The organism is Nocardioides sp. CPCC 206348, from assembly GCF_048654705.1.
In the GTDB taxonomy this organism is placed as follows: domain Bacteria; phylum Actinomycetota; class Actinomycetes; order Propionibacteriales; family Nocardioidaceae; genus Nocardioides.
The window spans coordinates 449-1318 of record NZ_JBMCZA010000064.1 but is presented as its reverse complement, the minus strand read 5'-3'; the positions used below and the strand labels follow the sequence as shown (position 1 = coordinate 1318).

General features: G+C 68.6%; 1 protein-coding gene. It reads left to right on the top strand.

The features are described from left to right. Positions 1-141: 141 nt before the first annotated feature. Positions 142-870 (top strand): DUF222 domain-containing protein (locus tag ACOADB_RS02190; protein ID WP_378596273.1); only part of this gene is annotated, 729 nt, incomplete at its 3' end.

Sequence of the window (870 nt, the reverse complement as noted above, 5' to 3'; positions counted from 1 at the left end):
GAGGTGCGAGGAGCGCCAGCGACGAGCCTCGAAACCCCGCACCGTCCACCAACTCCCCACAAGCACCATCAGGGCTTTCCTCTGTCCACAGACAGGTTTGCGCTGCTTCGTTGTGTCGGTGCTGGGTGATCCAATACATGTATGGAACTCGGAACCCAGCCCTCCTCGACGGCCGAGATCCTGCCGCGCGTCGGCGCCCGGGTTCGCCGTCGCCAGGCAGAGCTGGTCGACGAGTGGATCGACGTCGTCGCCTGGGCCCAGGACAACGTCGTGACCACTGTCGAGGGTGCGGCCACGCTGGTCGAGGGCGTGATCGACACCGGTGTCCCGATCGCCGGCGACGGCGCGCCGCTCGTCAGTGAGTTCAACCTGATGGAACTCATCGCCGTCCTCGGCAGGAGCCCGGATGGTGGTCGTGGATACGTGGGGCGGATCATCGAGTGCGCCTGGCGCCTGCCCGGCGTCTACGCCGCTGTGGTCGAGGGCAGGTTGGAGCCGTGGCGTGCCGAACGGATCGCGGACCTCACCCGGTCGCTCAACGCTGACGCCGCAGCGTTCGTGGACCGGCAACTCGCTGCCGTCGGGGGCGTGGGTTGGGCCCAGCTCGAACGCCTCGTCACTGAAGCGGTGATCCGGTTCGACCCCGACCGCGCCGAGCAAGAGCGGCAAGCCGCCGCCGACCGACGGCGGGTGTACTTCGACGACGTGGACGGGAACGGGCAGGTCGAGTCCCACGCGATCCTGGACGCCGCCGACGCCCATGACTTCGACCAGGCCCTGTCCCGTCGAGCGAAGCTCCGCGGACAACTCGGCGACACCGACTCCTTCGACGTGCGCCGCGCCAAGTCCGTCGGCGACATCGCCCGCCAT